Annotated in this window: 22 protein-coding genes; 13 read left to right on the forward strand and 9 right to left on the reverse strand. The window is 60.7% G+C overall.

What is annotated here, in order from left to right:
* Positions 1-4: 4 nt before the first annotated feature.
* The 6 genes from L0U79_RS07450 (at position 5) to L0U79_RS07475 (ending at position 4,684) form a co-directional block, all read left to right on the forward strand.
* Positions 5-778 (forward strand): type II secretion system protein N, encoded by a 774-nt coding sequence (locus L0U79_RS07450; protein ID WP_233841240.1) that lies wholly within the window; start codon positions 5-7, stop codon positions 776-778.
* On the forward strand, positions 775-1,563 hold the full coding sequence (locus L0U79_RS07455) for an inositol monophosphatase family protein (protein WP_233841241.1): 789 nt from the start codon (positions 775-777) through the stop codon (positions 1,561-1,563). The genes L0U79_RS07450 and L0U79_RS07455 overlap by 4 nt, the downstream gene beginning before the upstream one ends.
* Before the next feature lie 20 nt (positions 1,564-1,583).
* Positions 1,584-2,141 carry an ADP compounds hydrolase NudE gene (gene nudE / locus L0U79_RS07460; protein WP_233841242.1) on the forward strand — a complete coding sequence of 186 codons (558 nt, stop codon included), beginning with the start codon at positions 1,584-1,586 and terminating at the stop codon, positions 2,139-2,141.
* Positions 2,138-2,959, forward strand: a complete 822-nt coding sequence (gene cysQ, locus L0U79_RS07465; protein WP_345778426.1) for a 3'(2'),5'-bisphosphate nucleotidase CysQ — start codon at positions 2,138-2,140, stop codon at positions 2,957-2,959. Before nudE ends, cysQ begins: the two co-directional genes overlap by 4 nt.
* On the forward strand, positions 2,956-3,762 hold the full coding sequence (gene mazG / locus L0U79_RS07470; protein WP_345778427.1) for a nucleoside triphosphate pyrophosphohydrolase: 807 nt from the start codon (positions 2,956-2,958) through the stop codon (positions 3,760-3,762). The genes cysQ and mazG overlap by 4 nt, the downstream gene beginning before the upstream one ends.
* A gap of 145 nt (positions 3,763-3,907) precedes the next feature.
* The gene (locus tag L0U79_RS07475; RefSeq protein ID WP_233841243.1) at positions 3,908-4,684 is read left to right on the forward strand and encodes a DUF4097 family beta strand repeat-containing protein; all 777 of its coding nucleotides are present in this window, start codon (positions 3,908-3,910) and stop codon (positions 4,682-4,684) included.
* Positions 4,685-4,689: 5 nt separating this feature from the next.
* Here L0U79_RS07475 and L0U79_RS07480 read toward each other — a convergent pair whose 3' ends face one another.
* The 4 genes from L0U79_RS07480 to L0U79_RS07495 form a co-directional block, all read right to left on the reverse strand.
* Entirely contained in the window at positions 4,690-5,826 is a 1,137-nt protein-coding gene (locus L0U79_RS07480) for an SLC13 family permease (RefSeq protein ID WP_233841244.1), read from the reverse strand.
* Entirely contained in the window at positions 5,817-6,449 is a 633-nt protein-coding gene (locus L0U79_RS07485) for a glutathione S-transferase family protein (RefSeq protein ID WP_233841245.1), read from the reverse strand. Before L0U79_RS07485 ends, L0U79_RS07480 begins: the two co-directional genes overlap by 10 nt.
* Before the next feature lie 63 nt (positions 6,450-6,512).
* The gene (locus L0U79_RS07490; protein WP_233841246.1) at positions 6,513-8,996 is read right to left on the reverse strand and encodes an FtsX-like permease family protein; all 2,484 of its coding nucleotides are present in this window, start codon (positions 8,994-8,996) and stop codon (positions 6,513-6,515) included.
* On the reverse strand, positions 8,993-9,691 hold the full coding sequence (locus L0U79_RS07495) for an ATP-binding cassette domain-containing protein (RefSeq protein ID WP_233841247.1): 699 nt from the start codon (positions 9,689-9,691) through the stop codon (positions 8,993-8,995). Before L0U79_RS07495 ends, L0U79_RS07490 begins: the two co-directional genes overlap by 4 nt.
* Between L0U79_RS07495 and L0U79_RS07500 the strand changes: the two genes are divergently transcribed.
* From L0U79_RS07500 to L0U79_RS07510, 3 genes are all read left to right on the forward strand, one after another.
* Entirely contained in the window at positions 9,690-10,313 is a 624-nt protein-coding gene (locus tag L0U79_RS07500; RefSeq protein WP_233841248.1) for an arylesterase, read from the forward strand. The two genes, L0U79_RS07495 and L0U79_RS07500, sit on opposite strands and share 2 nt — an antisense overlap.
* Before the next feature lie 103 nt (positions 10,314-10,416).
* Positions 10,417-11,148: a response regulator transcription factor gene (locus tag L0U79_RS07505; RefSeq protein WP_233841249.1), complete on the forward strand. Its 732-nt coding sequence runs from the start codon at positions 10,417-10,419 to the stop codon at positions 11,146-11,148.
* 19 nt (positions 11,149-11,167) lie between these two features.
* Positions 11,168-12,151: a HAMP domain-containing sensor histidine kinase gene (locus L0U79_RS07510; RefSeq protein WP_233841250.1), complete on the forward strand. Its 984-nt coding sequence runs from the start codon at positions 11,168-11,170 to the stop codon at positions 12,149-12,151.
* 69 nt (positions 12,152-12,220) lie between these two features.
* Here L0U79_RS07510 and L0U79_RS07515 read toward each other — a convergent pair whose 3' ends face one another.
* On the reverse strand, positions 12,221-12,559 hold the full coding sequence (locus L0U79_RS07515) for a DUF559 domain-containing protein (RefSeq protein WP_233841251.1): 339 nt from the start codon (positions 12,557-12,559) through the stop codon (positions 12,221-12,223).
* A gap of 82 nt (positions 12,560-12,641) precedes the next feature.
* The gene (locus L0U79_RS19255; protein WP_304488649.1) at positions 12,642-13,997 is read right to left on the reverse strand and encodes a 3-oxoacid CoA-transferase subunit B; all 1,356 of its coding nucleotides are present in this window, start codon (positions 13,995-13,997) and stop codon (positions 12,642-12,644) included.
* A gap of 196 nt (positions 13,998-14,193) precedes the next feature.
* Here L0U79_RS19255 and L0U79_RS07530 point away from each other — a divergent pair, with 196 nt between their 5' ends.
* A complete protein-coding gene (locus tag L0U79_RS07530; protein WP_233841252.1) occupies positions 14,194-15,246 on the forward strand; it encodes an isoaspartyl peptidase/L-asparaginase in 1,053 nt (350 codons plus the stop codon).
* A 10-nt stretch (positions 15,247-15,256) separates the two neighbouring features.
* Here the strand turns inward: L0U79_RS07530 and L0U79_RS07535 are convergent, their stop codons facing one another.
* From L0U79_RS07535 to L0U79_RS07545, 3 genes are read right to left on the reverse strand one after another with little or no spacing between them, the layout of a single operon-like run.
* On the reverse strand, positions 15,257-15,844 hold the full coding sequence (locus L0U79_RS07535) for a response regulator transcription factor (protein WP_233841253.1): 588 nt from the start codon (positions 15,842-15,844) through the stop codon (positions 15,257-15,259).
* A 39-nt stretch (positions 15,845-15,883) separates the two neighbouring features.
* Positions 15,884-17,161: an ATP-binding protein gene (locus L0U79_RS07540; RefSeq protein WP_233841254.1), complete on the reverse strand. Its 1,278-nt coding sequence runs from the start codon at positions 17,159-17,161 to the stop codon at positions 15,884-15,886.
* 54 nt (positions 17,162-17,215) lie between these two features.
* Positions 17,216-18,760, reverse strand: coding sequence for an oligopeptide:H+ symporter (locus tag L0U79_RS07545; RefSeq protein WP_233841255.1), 1,545 nt, complete (start codon positions 18,758-18,760; stop codon positions 17,216-17,218).
* Positions 18,761-19,012: 252 nt separating this feature from the next.
* Here L0U79_RS07545 and L0U79_RS07550 point away from each other — a divergent pair, with 252 nt between their 5' ends.
* The 3 genes from L0U79_RS07550 to L0U79_RS07560 all read left to right on the forward strand — a co-directional run bounded on the left by L0U79_RS07550 (position 19,013) and on the right by L0U79_RS07560 (position 20,982).
* Positions 19,013-19,387: a diacylglycerol kinase gene (locus L0U79_RS07550; RefSeq protein ID WP_233841256.1), complete on the forward strand. Its 375-nt coding sequence runs from the start codon at positions 19,013-19,015 to the stop codon at positions 19,385-19,387.
* An 82-nt stretch (positions 19,388-19,469) separates the two neighbouring features.
* Positions 19,470-20,090, forward strand: coding sequence for a LemA family protein (locus L0U79_RS07555; RefSeq protein ID WP_233841257.1), 621 nt, complete (start codon positions 19,470-19,472; stop codon positions 20,088-20,090).
* A gap of 4 nt (positions 20,091-20,094) precedes the next feature.
* The gene (locus L0U79_RS07560) at positions 20,095-20,982 is read left to right on the forward strand and encodes a YgcG family protein (RefSeq protein ID WP_233843866.1); all 888 of its coding nucleotides are present in this window, start codon (positions 20,095-20,097) and stop codon (positions 20,980-20,982) included.

Raw genomic sequence — 20,982 nt, forward strand, 5'->3', positions numbered from 1 at the left:
TTAAATGAAGCGTTGGCTTGCGGTTCTGGTAGCTGGCGCGCTCGCCATGGGGTTGCTGGTGTGGTTTATGCCGGCGCGCCTGGCCTTGCCTCTGGTGGAATCCCAGTGGCGTGGAGTGCAGTTCGAGCAAGTCAGCGGAACGCTCTGGCAAGGGCATGCAGAGCGGGTTTCGGTGGCTGGCGGGACGAATCTCGACAGCGTCGCCTGGACACTTTCTCGACGCGCCCTGTTCGGAGATATCCGGCTTGATGTGGACGTGCATCAACCACCGTTGCACGTGAGTGGGCATATGCATCGCATTTCCGCCACGCGAACGGATTTCAGCCACGTCGACGTGCAAGTGGACATGGCGATGCTCGGCATGCAGCCCTGGTTGCGGGGACAGCCGCAAGGTCGGATGGATTTGCATCTATCCAAGGCGCAATTGCAGAGCGGCTGGCCCATGCAGATCGATGCCAGCGGTACGTGGTCCCAAGCGTCCCTGCACACCACGCATGGCGACGTGCCGCTAGGGACGATGTTGCTGGATATCCAAGGCCAATCAGGCGTCATCCAGGCATCGCTTCACGACGACAGCAGCGGTCCACTGCGGACGGCTGGACGGCTATCTTTGAGTCCTCTCGGCTGGGATATGGAAATAAACCTCAAGCCACGTAACCGCGATCCGGCCTTGCTGCGCTGGTTGCACAGCTTCGGCACGCCGAAAGCGGACGGCACGCTCGAACTCCGCTATCGTGGCGGTTTGGCCCAATTGAACGCTGCACCAGGGAAATCATGAACGATCAACGATGGGATGCGGCGCTAAAAGCCGCGCGCGACGCAGCGGAAGCGGCCGCCGACATCATTCGCCACTACTGGCATCGCGGCGTGGATGTGGAGATCAAATCCGACGCCACGCCGGTGACAATTGCCGATCGCGAAGCCGAGCAGGCGATTCGCGCGATCCTTGCTTCCGCGTTACCGGACGCTGCGATTTACGGCGAGGAGTTCGGTTTGGACGGCGATCGCGACGGTCTGCTGTGGCTGGTCGATCCGTTGGACGGCACCAAAAGTTTCGTGCGGCGCACGCCGTTTTTCTCCACGCAGATTGCGCTGATGCATCGCGGCGAATTGGTGCTGGGTGTATCGAGCGCGCCGATCTATGGCGAGATCATGTGGGCAAGTGCAGGTGGTGGCACGTGGTTCAACGGCGAACGCGTGAAGGTAGCGTCCACCACGGAGATGGCGCAGGCATCGATTTCGACTGGCAACATCAAAACGTTGACGTGCGACGCACGCTGGGAGGCGCTCGGGGCGATGATTCGCGACAGCAACCGCATCCGTGGCTACGGCGATTTCTGCCACTACCACCTGCTTGCGCGCGGCGGCCTAGATCTGGTGATCGAATCGGATGTGAACATTCTCGATATCGCCGCGCTTGCCGTGATCGTGCGCGAAGCCGGTGGCGTGTTCACCGATCTGGAAGGCAAGCCTCTGAATCTCGACACGCGCAGCGTGCTTGCCGGCACTGCGGCAATCCACGCGCAAGCCTTGCAGCGGCTAGGTTCGTCGGGCGGTCACTGACACAAGGTACAATCCCCAAGATGCCACGCTATCCCATCATCCATGCCACGCGCGATCTCGACACCAGCAGCTTTCTGCGCGTCGAGCAGTTGGATCTGGAGTTTTCCAACGGCGAGCACCGCACTTACGAACGCCTCAAAGCGCACGGTTTGGGCGCGGTGATCATCGTGCCGATGCAGGACGACGATACCGTATTGCTGATCCGCGAATACGGCGCCGGCGTGGGACGTTACGAACTCGGCTTGCCAAAAGGTCGTCTCGATCAAGACGAAACGGTCGAGCAGGGCGCCGACCGCGAGCTGAAAGAAGAAGTCGGCTACGGCGCGCGCAAGCTCACCATCCTGCATAACCTCTCGTTGTCGCCGTCGTATATGACGCATATGGCGCACGTGGTGCTGGCGCAGGATCTGTATCCCGAACGTCTGCCTGGCGACGAGCCTGAGCCGCTTGAAGTCGTTCCCTGGAAACTCTCCGAATTGCATACCTTGGTCTCGCGCGACGATGTCACCGAAGGCCGTTCCATCGCCGCGCTGTTTATGGCGCGCGAATACCTTGCCGGACGCTTGAAACGAACGTGAGCGATACACCCAACCACAGCTTGTTGCTCGATATTGGCTTGCTTGCGCGCCGCGCCGGCGACGCCATCATGGCGATCTATCGCGAAGATTTCGACGTCGAATTGAAAGACGACCGCTCGCCGCTCACCGCCGCGGACCTCGCCGCGCAAAGCGTCATCGCCGAAGGTTTGGCGAAGATCGATCCGCCGTTGCCGGTGGTGTCGGAGGAAGCGAGTCAGCTGCCGTGGGAGCAGCGTCGCGAATGGTCGCGTTATTGGCTCGTCGATCCGCTCGACGGCACGCGCGAATTCGTCAAGCGCAACGGCGAATTCACGGTCAATATTGCGTTGATCGACGACGGCAAGCCGGTGTTGGGCGTGGTGTTGGCGCCGGTGACGGAAGAATTGTTTGCCGCTGCGCGCGGGCACGGCGCATGGTGGCAAGTGCAGGAAGGCGGCGAGTGGGAGCGCATTTCCACGCGCGGTTTGGCTAACCCGCCGGTCGCTGCTGGAAGTCGCTCGCACGGCGGTTCGGCGGAAATCACGCTGCGCCGTTTGCTGGGTGATGAATATCAACTGCACGCACTCGGTTCGTCGCTCAAGTTCTGTCTGATCGCGCGCGGCGCGGCGGATGTCTATCTGCGTCGTGGCCCCACCAGCGAATGGGATACCGCAGCGGCGCAATGCGTACTGGAAGAAGCGGGCGGCGCCGTGCTCGATCTCACCGGCAAACCGCTGCATTACAACCGCGGCGAATCGCTGATCAATCCGGAATTCCTGGCTGTCGGCGACGTCGATATCGACTGGGCGGCGCGCTTGCGCGAAGCGGGCCTGCCGTGAGCACGGCCACGCGCCACAGTCTGGCGGACCTGCTCGCCATCATGGCGCGCCTGCGCGATCCGCAACGCGGTTGCCCGTGGGATGTGAAGCAGGATTTCAGCACCATCGCGCCTTACACCGTCGAGGAAGCCTACGAAGTCGCCGACGCGATCGATCGCCAGGATTGGCACGATCTGCGCGACGAACTAGGCGATCTTCTGTTGCAGGTGGTTTTTCACGCGCAGATGGCGCAAGAGCAGGGGCTGTTCGATTTCGACGACGTCGCGCACGCGATCAGCGAAAAAATGTTGCGCCGTCACCCGCATGTTTTTGGGGATGTCACCTACGCCGACCTGGACGAGCAAAAGCGCGCCTGGGACGAGATCAAAGCCAGCGAGCGCGCCGAGAAAGGCGCCGCTCACGACGAGAGCGTGCTGGCCGGCGTGTCGCGCGGGCAGCCGGAATGGCAGCGCGCCCAGAAGCTTCAGCAGCGCGCCGCCACCGTGGGTTTCGACTGGCCCGACCATCGGCCGGTGATCGCCAAGCTGCACGAAGAACTGGCCGAGGTGGATGCCGAATTCCAGGCCGGCGCCGACGCCTCCCGTTTGGAGGACGAGATCGGTGACGTGCTGTTCGTCGCCGTCAACCTGGCCCGTCACGCCAAGGTGGATTTCGCCCGCGCACTCAAGCACGCCAACGCCAAGTTCGAACGGCGGTTCCGGCGGATGGAGCAGCTGACCGCGCAGGACGGCAAGCCGCTGTCCGCGCTGAACCTGGCCGAGCAGGAAGCGCTCTGGCTGCGAGCGAAAGCCGAAGAGCCGTAGCGGTTTTACCCCCTCTCCCCTCCGGGGAGAGGGTTGGGGTGAGGGGCCAACCTCGCGACCAGCGGGGATTATTGCGTCAGGCCATTTCAACCAAATCGCCAGACCTCGCATCTAAGACTTTCGAACACTGCCCGGAGATCTTTCTATGCGTCACGCCCTCGTCTTGCTGGCCTTACTCACCCTGCCGCTGGCTGCCGCCGCGGGGGAATGTCGTTACAGCGCACCCCGAAACCTGCAAGACAACCTTGCTGGCGTACGCGGCGTGCAAATCGAATTGCACAGTCACGACCTGCATTTGGTTGGCGGCAACAACAGCGGCGGCCTGCAAATCACCGGTCGCGCCTGCGCCTCCTCGCAATCGGCGCTGGATAACCTGCAAGTCACCTCGCATCGCGAAGGCGACCAGCTCATCATCGAAGTCGGCAGCCATCATTCGTTCAATGTGGGCGTCTTTGGCGTCTCGTACGAATATCTGGATTTGCAGGCGCAGCTACCCGCGAACATGCCCGTCACGCTCAATACAGGCTCGGGCGACGCCTACGTCAGCGGCTTGGCGCAATTGAACGCGCAAACCGGCTCGGGCGATCTGCACGTCAATCACATCAGCGGCGACGTGTCGATTACGAGCGGCTCGGGCGATATCGAGTTGTCCGACGTCGGCAGCTTGCACGTCGGTTCGGTAGGATCCGGCGACGTGCGCGCACGCAGCATTCAACGGGACGCCACCATCGGTACCGTCGGCTCCGGCGATGTGACGCTGGAACATGTCGGCGGCAGCGTGAATGTCAGCACGATCGGTTCAGGCGACTTGGTCGTCAAAGATGTGCGAGGCAATTTCATCGTCGGCGCCAAGGGCAGCGGCGATGTCACGCATAGCGATATCGGCGGCAAGGTAAGCGTGCCGCACGACGAAGACGACTGATCGGCTCACGCCAACAGACGTACCGCCAGATACACGAACGGTGCGCAAACCAGCAGAAAAGGCACCGATACTTCGTGAAACAGCCGCATCGCATGCGGCTGTTTTGCTAGGCGCAGCGCGATCAGGTTCGCCAGCGAACCGATAACCAGGCCGAAACCGCCCACGTTCACAGCGACCGCAAGCGCCATCGCATCCGGTACGCGGTTGAGCAGCAACACGGTCGCCGGTACGTTGCTAATGAGCTGAGAGCTCACGATGCCGCTGAGATAAAGCGCCAGCGGCTGATTGAAATCGATCTTGCCGATCGCGCGATCGACGATCGCGAGATCGGCGAAATGTCCCAGGCCAAGAAAGATCGCGGCAAACGTCGCCATCAGAAACCAGTCGATGCGCACGAGACTGCGCCAGGAAAACAGCGCAAACGGAGCCACCAGCAACAACGCGCCCAGCGGTGCGTGGCCGTGCTCCATCATCAGCACCATCATCGCAAGGCTCACGAACGAAAGCAGCGCCAACGACGCCGATACCGGGTGACCATCGAGCCGGTCCGCATAGAGCTGCACGCGTTCTTTCGGCAGCCAAATCCAAGTCAGCGCCGCAACCAGCACAAACATCGCCAATGCGACAGGAAACATGCTGCCGACGAATTGCATGAAGGGAATCTGCGTGTGCTGCCAAATCAGCAGGTTTTGCGGATTGCCGATGGGGCTGAGCGTGGAACCCGCATTGACGGCGAGCGCTTCCAGAATCGCCATGCGAAGAATCGGCAGATTCGACATACCGCCAATCGCGACCGTCAACGGCACGATCAGAAAAAGGCTGACGTCGTTAGTAAGCACCATCGACAGCACGGCCGTCATGCTCACCAACAACAAGCCAACGCCGCGCAACGAGTGCAGGCGTGCGACCAATGCGCCAGCAAGACGTTGGATCAGGCCGCTATCGCGAATCCCTTGAATTGCGATCAGCAAGCCAAGCAACCCGCACAGCGTCGGCCATTGCAGCCAACGCTGGTAGCGTGTCCACGGTTGCGGATCGATCACGCCAAGCACCAACGCAAGCGCAGCGAACAACCACAGCAACCATTCGTGCTTGAGGCGGTTGAGCCAGCTGCTTGCGGCAGCGCTGGCGGTCATGCCCATTCGCTCAAACCTTCCAGCTCATACAATTTTTTCCAGCTCGGACGCGCGCGCACTAAGTCGGCCAATCGTTTGAGCGCGGGCCATTCTGTTGCTGGACGCGGCATATTGCGGGACCAGCGCATCAGCATCGTGAGCATCAAATCCACGCCAGAGAAATTCGCGCCAAGCAAATACGGGCCGTGCGCGGCAAGATGCGCTTCCAAATGATCCCAAACCTTGGCAATTTTGCGTTGCAGGGCGGCGCGAAGTTCGGGCGTGTGTTCGTCGTTGCCGAGCTCCTGCGGATAGAACCAGAGCCGATACGCCGGCATCAACGCGTTGCAAAGGAAAACCAACCATTGCAGCCACGCTTCGCGCTCGGGTGTTCCCGCAGGCGGGATCAGTTTCGCTTCGGGATGTCGCTCCGCCAGGATCGTTAGCAGCGCGCCCGACTCGTACACCGGCCGGCCGTCGATCAACAACGTCGGCACCTTGCCGCCGGGATTGAGCTTGAGATACGCCGCGCCGTGTTGTTCGTCCTGATCGAAGTCGACCAGTTCGAGGCGATAGTCCGCCCCGATTTCCAACAGGGCCTGATGTACAACCATGCTCGCAGTAGCGGGTGAGTAATAAAGGGTGTACATGGCTCGCCTTGGATGGGAAGGAAGTGGGCATCCTACCGCGTTGTCGTCGCATGGTTGGTGGCGTTACTCCGCGCGCAACAACCGCATGGGTGGCGTATGCGTCACTTTCCGCGTGCCGGCCAGTCCAAGCAACATCACGACAATCGCTGCGGCAAGGGCGGACAACGCAAGCGGCACCGGATGCGGCATGAAATCCTTCAGATGAAACACGCTGCGTCCCAGCCACCATCCGCCTACCATCGAGCCGAGTGCGGCGGTGACGCCGGCAATCAATCCGAGCAACGCAAATTCGCACGCGGCTGCAATGCGCAGCAGATTGCGTCGCGCGCCCAGCGTGCGCAAAAGAGCCGCTTCATGACGTCGTTCCTGTCCGCTCGTGGCCAACGCAGCGGCCAATACGAGCGCGCCGGCAAGCAGACTGAAACCCAGCACCCAACGCACCGCGCCGGTCACGCGTTGCACGATTTCGCGCACGCGGTCGAGCAACGCATCGACATCGACCAGGCTGAGATTGGAATAGTCGCGCGATAGCGTTGCCAGTTCCTCGGTGTGACCGCGCGGCAGATAGAAGCTGGCCAGCCACGTATGTGGCAAAGCCGTTGCGTGAGTGGGGTCCATCAGCAGGAAGAAGTTCACGCGAAACGACGTCCAATCCACATGGCGGAAACTGGCGATGCGTGCATCCACCTGGCCTTCGCCGACGTCGAAACGCATCGTGTCCCCCAGCTTGAGCGCATACATATCGCGCCACATCGTATCCACGGACACTTCTGGCTGCGAGGGATGCGGTTCAAACCAGGAGCCTGCGATCACGGTGTTGGACGGCGGCAAATCGTTCGACCAGGACAGGCGAAGCTGGCGATCGCTCCATTCTTTCGCGCGTTCGTCCTTGAACGTCATCGTGTCGATGGGATGGCCATTGATGGCGGTAAGTTTGCCCACCGCCAACGGCATCATGTTGAGTTGATTGGCGCCGATGCGTTGTAGCGCCTTGCTGAAATCGTCGCGTTGGTCGTCTTGCAGATTCAGCACGAACCAATTCGGCGTATCGCTCGGCAGTTCCTGGCGCCAACCATCCAACAAGGACGGCGCCACGACGGCCAACAGCAAGAGCGCGGTGAGCCCCATGCTGAGCGCAGTGGCTTGCACGATGCTCAGCCCGCGTCGCCGCGCCAACGCCGCCATGCCTAGACGCAACGCGGGGTGACCGCCCGGCGCGATGCGTCGCGCGAGCCACAGCAACAATGCGGCAAGCAATGCGGCGACCACTGCAACGCCCAGCAGACTGACGGCGAGAATGCCGGCAAGTGTGGCCGATCCGCTGAGATTCCAGATCAACGCGAGCGCCACGACGACGGGAATGAGGTAAAGCGCATCGAAGCGACGAATGCGACGCGCCATACTGGCGCGGAACACCGCGACCGGCGGTATATCGGCAAGCCGCACCAGCGGCGGCAGCGCAAAGCCGACCAGCACCGCAATGCCCATGCCGGCCGCCGCAAGCGAGGGCAGAATCGGCAACACCGTTGGCACGCCGACGAAAAGCTGGCTGGCGAACATCCATGCGCCTTGCGCAAGGGCGAGTGCCAGCACGACACCCAAAAACGCCGCAGGTATCGCCAAGCCGGCCATGGTGCCGATCAGTAATGTAAAGACGCGCGCGCGCGAGGTGCCAAGAGCGCGAAGCAGCGATACTTCGCTTGTCTTACGTCTTGCATAGCGTTGCGAGGCCAGCGCAATCGCTACACCTGACAGCAAGGCAGACAACAATGCAGTAAGTCGTAGAAATGCGCCCGCGCGATCGAACGCGCTGCGCATGCGTTCTTGCGTTTGCTCCGGCGTAATGAGCTCGCCGCCTTGCGGAAGCGCGGTCGATTGCGCCCATGTGCGCCAGCGCTGAACATCGGCGGGCTCGCCGGCGAGCAATAAGCTGTGACGAGCGCGACTGCCAACGCCGAGCAATCCGGCTTGTTCGGCATCATCCAGGCTCATCAAGGCGCGCGGAGCCATCGCTACCAATTCGCCGCCATCGGGCTCTTGCATCAGCTCGCCGGCAATGCGCAGATCGCGACCGCCGAGTTGGATGCTGTCGCCGACGCGCTTGTTCAACGCCACCAGCGCTCGATGATCGAGATACACGCTTCCAGCAGCCGGTGCGTGGCTGACGATTTGCCGGCCTGATGAATCGCTTATCAGCAGCGTGCCGCGCAACGGATACGCGTTATCGGCCGCCAACACATCCAGCAATTGGCTTTGTTGTTGCGCGAAGGCAACGCTCGGAAAACTTGCCGTTTGCGTGATCGACAAGCCGCGCTGGCGACCCGCAACGGCGAATTTGTCGGGAATGTTTTGCGGTGCGGATACACCCAGATCGCCGCCGATCAATTCGGCGGCGCTAGCCAGTACGCCGCGTTCCATGCGCGCGGTAAGCGTCGCCACCACGCCCAAGGCGACAACAGCAAGCACCAGCGATGCCGCCAGCGTGCGCAGCTCCGGCAAATGCCATTCGCGGCGCAGACTGCGCAATGCGAGGAGCAGAATCCTCATGTCAGCGGCTCCAGGCGGCCTTCCTGCAATTCCGCGCGCCGCATGCAACGCTCCGCCAGTTGTAGATCGTGCGTGACGAGTATCAGTGTAGTGTGGTGATCGCGATTGAGCGCAAACAGCAGGTCGCACACGTGGCGTCCCGTGCGTCGATCCAGATTGCCGGTGGGTTCGTCGGCGAACAGCACGCGCGGGCTATGCACGAAAGCGCGCGCAATGGCGACGCGTTGTTGTTCGCCGCCGGAAAGCTGCGCGGGATAGTGTTTGCGGCGCGAACCGAGTTCGACGGCTTCCAGCGCAGCGCGCGCTTTTTCGCGCGCATCCGGCTGGCCTTCCAGTTCCAGCGGCAACATCACGTTTTGCTCAGCGGTCAATGCCGGCAGCAAATGAAACGATTGGAAGACGAAGCCGACCAGGCGACGACGCAAATCGGCGCGCGCTTCTTCGTCGAGCTGTTCCAGCGCATGGCCGTCCAGATGAATGCTGCCGCGCGTCGGTGTGTCCAATCCGGCAAGCAAGCCGAGCAGGGTGGTTTTGCCCGAGCCCGATGCGCCGACGATTGCAAAACTTTCGCCCGCACTTACTTCCATGGCGACATTGCTGAGAATATCGAGCCGTCCCTCGGGACCGTTCACCGACTTGCTAACATCGCGCACTGCAAGCACATGTCTTTCATCTACAGGACGAGAACCACTCATGCGTCGTTTCCTATGTTCGCTTTTGCTGCTTTTGAGTTTCAGTGCGGTACAGGCGTCACCCACGGAAAACGCGCCTGCGAAATCGTTGGTCGTGCTGGGCGACTCCTTGTCCGCCGCGCACAACATTCCCGTAGAGGCCGGTTGGGTGCATCTGCTGGAAGTACGTCTCAAGCAGATGGAGCCGGGCTGGACGGTGATCAATGCCAGCATCAGCGGGGATACGTCGGTAAGCGGGCGCAATCGCCTGCCGGGGCTGCTGGCGCAGTACCACCCTCGCGTCGTGGTGATCGAACTGGGCGCCAACGATGGCTTGCGGGGCCTGCCGTTAAACGAGTTGCGGGCGAATCTCTCAAGCATGATCGACGCGGCCACGAAAAGCGGCGCCAAAGTGTTGCTGCTGGGTATCGAAATGCCGGTGAATTACGGGCCGCAGTATCGGGACGGTCTGCGCGCCGTTTACGCCGATCTGGCGCGCGAAAAGCACACGGCCTTGGTGCCTTTTATGCTGGACGGGGTGGCCTTGAACCCCGCGCTGATGCAGGAAGACGGCCTGCATCCCGTGGCCGCCGGCGAGCCGATCGTGCTGAACACAATCTGGCCGAAACTTAAACCTTTGTTGTGATGAAACGGCCAACACGGTTTCGTTCACTGAAATTCACATCCCTCTTACCACCCCAATTGTTAGCCTTCACAAATGTGAAGACACCTACAGCGGCGAGGCGAACATGAGTTCACGTGACGAACATGCGGGGCTGATCCTGTTGGTTGAAGACAACCGTCAGATCGCGGAAATGGTGGGCGAATTTCTTGAGCGACGCGGCTACTCCGTTGATTTTGCTCAAGATGGCGTCAGCGGACTGCATCTGGCGGTCTCCAACAGCTACGACGTGGTGGTGCTGGACCTGATGCTTCCGGGCATCGACGGCCTGGATGTCTGCCGCAAGCTGCGCGGCGACGCCAAGAAGTCGACCCCGGTACTGATGCTTACCGCGCGCGACACCCTGGAAGACAAGCTCGTGGGCCTGGAAGCCGGCGCCGACGACTACCTGGTGAAGCCCTTCGAAGTGCGCGAGCTGGAAGCCCGCCTGCGCGCCCTCATCCGTCGCGACCGTCGCCAGGTATCGAGCGAAGTGCTGACCGTGGGCGATATGACCCTGGATACCGCCACCCTGCGCCTGACCCGTTCGGGCCAGGAACTTACGGTGTCGCCGATCGGCCTGAAGCTGCTGGCGATCCTGATGCGCGAGTCGCCTCGCGTGGTCAGCCGTCGCGATATCGAGCGGGAAATCTGGGGAGATACCTTGCCCGATTCGGACACGTTACGTTCCCACCTTTACAATTTGCGCCGGGTGATCGACAAGCCATTCGATCGTCCGTTGCTTCACACCATTCATTCGGCGGGTTATCGCCTTGCCGATTTGGATGCAGAGTCGACTCCTATAAGCCACATTGCGTAATCGCCCGATACAACCATTCATGACCTCGACGGGGGCCACATCTACGCGCGCCGTTCGCGCGCGTGGGGGATTTCAACGCCGGTTGCTGCTGATTTTCGGCATGCAACTCGTGGCGGTGGCCGTGGTTTGCCTAATGGGGTATTACAACGTGGCGCCGGCCAGTGCCGTGCTGCTGCTGATTGTGATCGTAAGCATGTTGACCTGGCTCGCCATGGAACGCGCATGGCGGCAGGTCAGCACGCTTGCGCAATGGGTGGGAAATTGGAAAGAAGGGCAGGCGGATCTTACTGCGTTACAGCCGGATCGTTTGCGACGAGCGGACAGCGATATCGCCACGTTGGCGCGCGGGTTCCACAACTTCGCCAGTCGCATCGCCGGTTACAACGAACGCGAGCGCAACTTTACACGCGATGCGAGTCACGAGCTGCGCAGTCCGTTGACGGTGATCAAGATGTCGACGGACATGTTGGCCGACGAATCGGAGCTGAGCGAATTCGGTAAGCGTTCCGTGCAACGCATTCGCCGCGCCACGCGTGAGATGGAAGCCTTGGTCGAAGCCTTGTTGATTCTTGCGCGCGAAGCCGACAACGGTCAGGGCGAAGTGGATTTCGTGGTGAACGACGTCCTGCGCGAAGAACTCGCCAACGCGCGCGAAATGTTGCACGGCCATCCGATCGAATTGCGCCTGGAAGAACCGGCAACGTTCGCCTTGCACGGTTCGCCGCGCGTATTCGCGGTGTTGTGCTGGCAGTTGATTCGACACGCGAGTCAGTACACGGGGCAGGGCGTCGTGCAGGTGACGGTGATGCCTGGCATCGTCAACGTCAGCGCCACAGCTGGCGCGGAACAGCATCCGCCGGGGCCTGGGCAACAAGGTTTTGAATACGCTATTGCGCAACGTATCAGCGAACGTTTTTCGTGGCCGCTGAGTTTGCATGTGCAGGGCGGCAATCGATATGTCGCGGAAATTCGGTTTCCGCAGACGCAGCAGGTTTCGCGGTAAGCGTCGATTTCCCGCAATCTGTCCCCTCCCCTGCTTGCAGGGGAGGGTTAGGGTGGGGTTGCTCGTTCTTTAGCGCGCAACCAAATGCCGCCAAATTTCCTCCAGCACGGCATCCGTTCTGACCATCACGTCGTCATTCCAGAACCGCAATACACGATAGCCGCGTGCCTCCAAGACCTGCGTTCGCTTGCCGTCGTATTCGGCGGCATCCACATGCTGGCCGCCGTCGATTTCAATGATCAGCATGGCTGGCAAGCAAACGAAATCTACAATGTAGCCAGCTATAGGTTGCTGGCGACGAAATTTATGGGTTGCCAAGTTCTTTTGGCGGAGATGGCGCCATAAGCACCATTCCGCATCTGTGCTCGCAAGACGCAATTGGCGTGCGCGCATCCATTCGTTTCGCATGAAGCAAATCCGTTGCTTGGTCGCTAGATTGTGTAACCCCACCCCAGCCCTCCCCTGCAAGCAGGGGAGGGAGCAAAGAGCTTCAACGCAGCGAAGGATCGATGTCGAACGAGCAACCCGTTTTTGCCTTGACGTCATCCACCGTCACGCCTTGCTGCAGTTCGATCAGCGTAAGGCCTTTGCCTTTTTCGACTTGGAATACGCACAAGTCGGTGATGATTAAGTCGACCACTTGCTGGCCGGTCAACGGTAAATCGCACTGTGGCTTGATCTTCGGCGAGCCGTCTTTCGCGGTGTGTTCCATCAATACCACCACGCGCTTCACGCCACTCACCAAGTCCATCGCGCCGCCGGGGCCTTTGACCATCTTGCCGGGCACCATCCAGTTCGCGATGTCGCCGGTTGAAGATACTTCCAGTCCGCCGAGAATCGACAAGTCGATATGGCCGCCGCGAATCATCGCAAACGATTCCGCACTGGAGAAATACGATGAGCCCGGCAGTGCAGTGATCGTTTGCTTGCCCGCATTGATCAGATCGGGATCGATATGCGCTTCATCCGGGAACGGGCCGATGCCGAGCAAACCGTTTTCCGATTGCAGGGTGACATCCATACCGGCAGGAATAAAGTTGGCGACCAGCGTGGGAATGCCGATGCCGAGATTCACGTAGAAGCCGTCGCGCAGTTCCTTCGCCGCGCGCTGCGCCATCGCCATCCGAATGGGGCTTTCCTTGCCGGTATTTGCGCCGGCAACGGTGCGGAATTCGATGCGCTTTTCGTATTTTTCGCCCTGCACGATGCGATCAACGTAGATGCCCGGCACGTGGACCTGATCCGGTTCCAGCTCGCCCACTTCCACCAATTCTTCCACTTCGGCCACGCAGATTTTGCCGCATGTCGCGATCATCGGATTGAAATTGCGCGCGGTCTTGCGAAACACCAGGTTGCCGGATTTGTCGCCCTTCCACGCCTTCACGATCGACAGATCGGCGTGAATCGCCTCTTCCAGCACATATTCCTTCTCGCCAAAGCGCTTGGTTTCCTTGCCTTCCGCCAGCTTGGTGCCAAACGCGGTGCGCGTGTAGAACCCGGGAATGCCGGCGCCGCCGGCGCGCAGTTTTTCCGCCAGGGTGCCTTGCGGGACAAGGTGCAACTCCAGTTCGCCGGATAGCACCTGCCGTTCGAACTCTTTGTTCTCGCCGACATACGACGCATACACGCGCTTGACCTGGCGCGTCTTGAGCAACGGCCCCATGCCGAAATCGTCGACACCGGCGTTGTTGCCGACAATCGTCAGCCCCTTCGTGCCTGCCGCCAGCAGGGCACCGATGAGATTCTCGGGAATGCCGCAAAGACCGAAGCCGCCTGCGGCGATGGTCATGTCATCAAACAGCAAACCATCCAGAGCTTGTGTCGCGCTTGCGTAAACCTTGTCCATGGGATGCCTTCATACAGGGAGAGCCAGTTGCCTAGGATACGACGGATCGATGTCGTGCCACGCCATGTGAAGGCGTACGGGGCCATAAACCTAGACAGGTCATGCTTCGACGCGGATAGCGGTCGAAAGCCGCATTTTGGGTTGGAGCAGCTCGCTATACTGATCCCCCTGCAACACCGTTGGGGAGAATGATGGGATGTCCCGTCGCCTTTTTGTCGCATTGCTCAGTTTCGGAATGGCGTTGGTGAGCCACGCCACCACACCGGTTTTGGTAATCCATGGTGGCGCGGGCGTCATCAAGCGCGACATGACGCCGGCCAAGGAAAAAGCGGTGCGCGCGGCGATGACGAAGGCGTTGGAAGCGGGTTATGCACAACTTAAAGCAGGCAAGCCTGCGATCGATGCGGTGACAACCAGCATCGCCGTGCTGGAGGACGATTCCAACTTCAACGCCGGCAAAGGTTCGGTGTTCACCCACGACGGCAAGAACGAATTGGACGCCGCGGTCATGGACGGCGAGTCCTTACGGGCTGGGTCGGTCGCTGGCGTGCATCGGGTCAAAAATCCGATTCTGCTGGCGCGCGCCGTGATGGACCATTCGCCGCACGTCATGCTCGTCGGTGATGGCGCCGAAGCGTTTGCGAAAGAGCAAGGCATCGTGCTGGTCGACCCCTCGTACTTCCGCACGGAGGAGCGTTGGCAACAGTGGCAGAAAGTTTTGAAGGACGATGCGGAAAAGCACGCGCGCGCCGGTTCGGACCCGACCCATCACTTCGGTACGGTGGGCGCGGTCGCACTCGATAAGGAAGGGCATCTCGCGGCCGGAACATCCACCGGCGGCATGGTCGACAAGCGCTGGGGACGCGTTGGCGATTCGCCCATCATCGGTGCGGGTACTTACGCCAACGCGCAGTGCGCCGTTTCCGGCACGGGTTGGGGCGAGTTCTACATGCGCACCGTGGCCGCGCACGAAATCTGCATGCGCGTTTCCATGCTTGAGGAACCCGTGCAGCGCGCGGCGGCCGAAGTGATCAATCAGGAAATCCCATCGATGGGCGGTAGCGGCGGCGCAATTGCGCTGGATACGAACGGCAACATTGCCATACCGTTCAATACCGACGGCATGTATCGCGGCTGGATCGGCGCGGACGGTATCGCGCACGTGGCGCTCTACGATGACGAGCCGGATCCGTCGAACCATCCGCCGGCAAGCGCAACATCGTCGGCGGATGCTTCAACGAACAATTAGCGACAGCGTTTCAGTTGCTGCTTTGCGGACGCTCGCGCACCGGATGTTTGCTGAGTTTGCGCTGCAAGGTGCGGCGATGCATGCCGAGGCGTCGCGCGGTTTCGGAGATATTGCCGTCGCATTCGGTAAGCACGCGCTGGATGTGTTCCCACTCCAGGCGACGTAGCGCGAGAGGCGCTTCCGGCGCATCCAGCACTTCGTCTTCGCCCTGGTGAGGGCTGTCGCCTTCGAGCAGCGCGCGCACCACGGCATCCGCATCGACGGGCTTGGCCAGATAATCGTGCGCACCACGCTTGATGGCTTCGACGGCTGTGGCGATCGACGCGTAGCCGGTCAGCAGCAGGATGCGCATATCGGGCATGAGTTCGTGCAGCTCGGGAATCAGGCGCAAGCCGTTTTCTTCGCCGAGCTTCAAGTCGAGCACGCAATGTTTCGGCTGATGACGTCGGGTGAGGGCGCGCGCTTCGTCGGCGTTGACGGCGCTAATCACTTCGAAGCCGCGTGACGCGAGCGCTCGGCTGAGCACGCGCACGAAGGTGGCATCATCATCGACGACGAGCAGTGGGCGTGCCGCGCCGGTTGGATTTGGGGAACTCATGTGCTGCTTCCGAACTATCTGCCCGGCTAGTTTACCTTGCTAACGCAGCGAAACGGCGGAAAGCGGGAATCTCAGGCGCATTTCCGCACCGTATTCCGTATTCGTGGCGATCAATTCGCCAGCGAGCCGTTCGGCCGTGGCTTCGGCCAGCGCCAGGCCGATACCCAGGCCGCTCTGTTTGTCGCTTTCCCCGATGGCGGCGGCCGCGCCGGTTGGCGCAAACCCAGGACCGCGATCACGCACGATCCACTCCAGCCAATCGTCGACTCGGCGAACTTCGAGGGCGACATGGTTGGAGTTTCGCAGCGATGACGCATCGACGGCGTTGTTGAGCAAGTTGAGCAATGCATGGCGCAGGCCAGGCGGCGTGCGCAGCACGAGATTGTCCAGTTGCGGCGATACGTGCAGCTCCAGCTCCGCTTCGGGGCGCAATAGCTGAAAGCGTTCGAGGCAACCGTGGATAAAAGCGGAAAGCGCAATCTGCTCGGGCGCCTGCGACAACTGCGCTTTGCCGAAGGCGACCATCTCACGCAGGATGGTTCGGCAGCGTTCCACTTGGCCTTCCAGCAATTCCAGATCGTCGTCCAGCGCGGCGTCCGCCGTGTGTTCGCGGCGTAATTCGGGCAGCAGCGTGCGCATGGTCGACAGCGGCGTATTGAGTTCGTGCGCGGCGCCGGCCGCTTGCGTGGCGATCGCCATGATGCCTTCATCGCGCAACGCGCGTTCGCGGATGCGCTGCACTTCCTGTTGTTGCTGACGCACGGCGGTGGCGAGTCGATTGATAAAGAAACCGAGCAGCAACGCTGTGATCACGAAGTTCACGCCCATGCCTGCCACATGCAACGAGAAGCCGTGATCGCTACTCATCGAGTCGTTTATTGGTAACGGTACATACCAGCGCACCAAGACGAAGTACGCGGCGCCGGCAATCGCTGCAATGGCGAGCACCGCGCGTACCGACAACGCCGCCGCGCCCAGCGCGATGGGCACCAACAGCAAGGTGATAAAGGGATTTCTTGCGCCACCGGTGAAATAGAGCAGATAACTCAAAACGAGCGTGTCTGCGACGATGTGACACACCGTTTCCCACTCATGCACAGCCCAAGGCTGGCGGGTGCGCCATGCGGCGAACACGGCGAAGACGGCAAGCATATCGATGCCGAGCAACAGCGACAGCGTGGGGATATCGATATGCATCCACCACGAGCACACCATCACGGCCATGCTTTGGCCGGCAATCGCGCACAAACGCAGCCACGCGAGCGTGCGCGTCAGCGCAAACGGTCCAATCGGTTGCTTGAGTTGAAGTTGCGCCATGACCAGCCCGGAGAGATTGCGATCCGCCGCATGATACGGCGGATCGCAGGCAGATCATGGCGTATTGAATTCCTCGCTGCGCACGGCGGGCAGCGGGTGATAGTTGGTGGCCGGGTCCGAATGGCTGGCGGAGAGTTTGTTCATCAGCGGCAGAATGCCGACCGCAATGGCGGTGCAGCCGATGCCCACGAAGCCGAGAATGTTGAACAGGTGCGTGTAGATGCTCAGCGACTGCAACGGATCGGTAATGTTGTCCGGAATATGCGCGATATTCGCCACCACGCTGCCGAGATATTGCGAGATGCCGACCGCGACGTAATACGCGCCCATCATGAAGCCGCCCATGCGATCGGGAACATAGCGCGCAATCATCGCTAGGCCAAGGCCGCTGACCAGCAATTCGCCGAGCGAGTACAGGCCGTAACCCCAGACCATGATCCACGACGACACCTGACCGTTCACCGCCCAGCTCGCGCCGAATCCGTACATGAAAAAGCCCAGCGCGACCGCGGCGAAACCCCACGCGAATTTCGCGGCGATCGAAGGATCTTTGCCGAGCTTGCCGAGCGAGTTGTAGATAAAAACCAACACCGGACTAAGCAGCACGATCCAGATCGAGTTCAAGTTCTGGTATTGCTCGGGAATCCAGTTGAACAAATGAATCCCGAAGACGCTAAACGAAAGATCGACGTTGCGCTGAGCGAAAAGATTCAGCGACGTCGCCATCTGCGCGTAGAAGATAAAGAAGAAAATGGTCTGCACCGTAAGCACCAGCGCAGCGGTAAGGCCAGCGCGCTCGTTTGAACGACTGCCGCGAATCAGGTGCACGAAAATGCCTAAGATGACGACACCCGCCGTGTAGACGCACCATTCTGCAATGGTCTCGCTCTGCAAGATAAATGCCGCGATAAAAACCGTCGCCAGCGAAACAAGCGCAACAGCCGCAGCGCGCTTGAGGCTGACCGGCTGATCGTCGCTCGGCGAACCGATATGCGACAGCGTTCGCTTCATCAGCGAGAAATTGATCAGGCCGAGCACCAGGCCGATCGAGCAAACGCCGAACGCGGTGTGCCAGCCCAGATCGTCGCCGAATTGTTCGCCGATGTAATTGCGAATCCACGGCGTGGCGGTCATGGAAATCATCGAGCCGATGTTCACCGCCATGTAGTACATGGTGAAGGCGCTATCGATTTGCGTTTCGTCGCCTTCGTAAATCTTGCGGACCAGATTGCCGGCATTGGGTTTGAAGAAGCCGTTGCCGACCACGATCACGCCGAGCGAGAGATACGTTACGTAAGCGTTATTAGAAGGGATCCACAGCATTGCGTAACCGACCGCCAGCACGACCGCGCCGATCAGCATCGTGCGACGGGTTCCCAACAGTTTGTCGCCAACCCAACCGCCGATCGCCGGGGTCGCGTAAATAAGCGCCGCCGCCGCGCCCCACACCAGGTTGGCTTTTGTATCGATAAAACCCAGCTTCTTCATCATGAAGGTGACCATCAACACCTGCATGCCGTAGAAGCCGAAGCGCTCCCACATTTCGATCAAGAAAACGGTGGTGAACGACCGGGTTTGTGAAACGGGTTGGGTCTGCATAGGGTATTTCCGAAAAGGTGTACTACAAGGTCGAAATCGACCTATTTTTCCGCACCTTTAGCAAGGCACAGTCGCGGAAGGGTAACCGATTCGTCATTTGCTTGAAGTTGCATTGCGGCAAGCAAAGTCTTGCGGGGAAGCGGCGTATTCCCTGGCTTATGGCATCATGTCGCGCCTGTTGCCGCCTACCCGGAGTGGTGCTCTCCATGCCGAAAAATACCGTTATCTCCCCGCTGGTGAGTTCCCCGACCTATGCCTGGTAACGGATTTCGCGGCGATCCGCGCCAGTTGTGGCGCGCTTTTCGATGGTCGATGAACGGTCTGCGCGCCTGCTGGCGCTACGAGGCGTCGTTTCGGCTGGAGGCCATGCTGACTGTCATCCTGGTGCCCGTGGGTTTGTGGGCGGGCAACGGGGCGCTGGAGAAAATAGCCCTCGTCTCACCGGTGATTTTGGTGTTGTCGGTGGAGTTGCTGAATTCCGCGATCGAGGCGGTGGTGGACAAAGTCAGCCCCGAATTTCACGAGCTGGCGGGCCGCGCCAAAGACATGGGTTCGGCGGCGGTATTTCTGCTGTTGGTGCTGGTGGCCTTGTGCTGGGGGTTGATCCTTGGTCCACGGTTTTTTTGAGCTGCCGCGTTTCAGAAAGATCGACGATTGCATCGGCGTCATGCCGGTGCTGCAATGAAAGCTCACTGGAAGGAGCATTCCGATGAAAAGTCTACGCATGCTCGTGTTGCTGCTGCTTGCCGTGATGTTGAGCGGCTGCGGTTACAACTCGATCCAAAAGCAGGATGAGGCCGTCAAGGCGCAGTGGTCCGAAGTGCTCAACCAGTATCAGCGTCGCGCCGATCTGGTGCCCAATTTGGTGAACACCGTAAAGGGCTACGCGGCGCACGAGGAAAAGATTTTTACCCAAGTCGCTGACGCGCGTTCGCGTGTGGGCAGCATTCAAATCACGCCTGAGTTGGCGAACGATCCGGACGCGCTGGCCAAATTCCAGGCCGCGCAAGGTCAACTTACCGGCGCGTTATCCCGCTTGATGGCGGTCAGCGAGAACTATCCGAATCTGAAAGCGGACGGCGTGTTCCAGAATCTGCAAGCGCAGCTGGAAGGCACCGAGAACCGCATCACCGTGGCGCGCAATCGCTACATTCAGGCGGTGCAGCAATACAACTCGATGATCCGCACGTTCCCCAACAATCTCACCGCGAAGATGTTCGGCTACCAGGTGAAACCGAACTTCAGCGTGGAAAACGAGAAGGCGATTTCCACGGCGCCGACGGTGGATTTCGGCACGAGCACGCCGGCTCCCGCGACCTCGGCACACTGACATGATGCGGCGCTGGGTGCGCCTATGGATGGTACTGGCGATAGCGTTGCTATCGCCCTGGACCGCGCATGCCGACGATCAGCCGGCCGTTCCGACACTGACGCGTCACGTGACCGATCTCACCGGCACGTTGAACGCACAGCAGATCGATCAGCTCGATACGCAACTCACTGCGCTGGAAAAGCAGAAAGGCGCGCAGTTGGTGGTGCTGATGGTCGGCACCACGCAGCCGGATGATTTCGATGATTACTCCCTGCGCGTCGCCGAAGCGAACAAGCTGGGACGCAAAGGCGTCGACGACGGCGTGTTGCTGCTGATTGCGAAAAACGACCGTCGCGTTCGCATCGAAGTGGGTTACGGCCTCGAGGGCGCAATTCCTGACGCTGCGGCGGCGCGCATCATTCGCGAATACCTCGCGCCGAAATTTCGCAGCAACGATTATTTCGGCGGCATCGGCGATGCGATCGGTGCGTTGACGCAACTGATCAACGGCGAGCCCTTGCCGCCGCCCGTGCGTGGCAACGACGTTGAGCACGGCCGGAGTTATCAGGGAATTTTCTTCCTGGCGATCTTTGCGGTGATCTTCTTGCGCGGGATATTCGGCCGCGCGCCTGCGCTGGTTCGTGCGCCTTTGGGTGGACTTGTCGTTGGCGGTTTGTTGTGGATGCTCGCATCCGTCGGCATTGGCATTTTGGGCGGTGTGCTCGGCAGTCTGTTTATGCTGCTGCCGGCCGGCGCCGGCCGATCGATCGGCGGGGGTGGCTGGGGCGGTTTCGGCGGCGGTGGCTTTGGGGGCGGGGGATTCGGCGGAGGCGGTGGGTTTGGTGGCGGCGGTGGCTTTAGCGGTGGGGGCGGCAGTTTTGGTGGCGGCGGCGCCTCGGGGAGCTGGTGA

This window comes from Dyella sp. 2HG41-7, from assembly GCF_021390675.1.
GTDB lineage: Bacteria > Pseudomonadota > Gammaproteobacteria > Xanthomonadales > Rhodanobacteraceae > Dyella_B.